Source organism: Psychrobacter sp. 1U2 (assembly GCF_051847575.1).
Map to the genome: position 1 here is coordinate 1 of NZ_JBPYDC010000546.1, position 983 is coordinate 983.

At 39.5% G+C, this 983-nt stretch carries 1 protein-coding gene; it reads right to left on the minus strand.

Features of this window, described 5'->3' with window-relative positions; all coding sequences use genetic code 11:
* Positions 1-386: 386 nt before the first annotated feature.
* The coding region (gene serC / locus ACS8FD_RS17170; protein ID WP_439276737.1) for a 3-phosphoserine/phosphohydroxythreonine transaminase at positions 387-983 on the minus strand (597 nt) is incomplete at its 5' end.

Consider the following 983-nt stretch of genomic DNA (forward strand, 5'->3'; position numbering starts at 1 on the left):
CTTTTAGCATGGCATTTTTTATCATCATGACTTTGTAACTACCCTCTAAACTCAATCAATTTGACTAACAAAAATTTAAGCCCTGACTACAAAACAAGCATGCCACAAAATTTTATCATAACAAACTTCAGTTTTTTAACCTAATGGTTTGCAGTGTTAAGTATGACAACTGGCTTATTATTAAATCCATAAAGCCTATAGATAACATCTGACTCTCAACTTAGCATGAACTTTCATAGGCTGGGTTTTCAACCCAGCCTATGCCAACATATTTAAAGTGTTTAGAGTGGGGTATATAACAAAAAAACGCAACCGTTATCAGTTGCGCTCTTCTTTTAGTATTAACCTAGTATCAAAAACTTAAGACCTATAGTTTGTTAGCTTGGTTAAGCGTGCTTTTTTTCAAATGCAATCATAAAGTCAACCAATTGCTGCACCCAATCTAGCGACACTGCATTATAGATGCTGGCACGCATACCGCCCACATCACGGTGACCTTTTAAGTTCATTAAGCCTGCGGCTTCTGATTCTTCTAAGAACACTTTATCAAGGCTATCGTCTGCTAACGTAAACGGCACATTCATGATAGAGCGATATTCAGGCGCAACTGGATTGTTATAAAAACTGCTGTCATCAATGGTTTTATAGAGTAAATCTGCTTTTTGCTGATTGATTTTACCGATAGCAGCAACGCCGCCCTGCTCTTCTAACCAATCAAACACCAATCCTGCCAAGTACCAAGAGTACGTCGCTGGTGTGTTTGACATGGATTCTTTTTCAGCTTGATGCTCATAGTTCATGAGCAGTGGGCACCACTCACTTGCCTGCCCCAATAAATCGTCACGAATAATCACAATGATCAGTCCTGCTGGACCGATGTTTTTTTGTGCACCCGCATAAATCATCCCAAACTTAGCTACATCGATTGGCTGTGACAAAATGCAAGAAGACATATCAGCAATGAGTGGCGCATCAATTTGTGG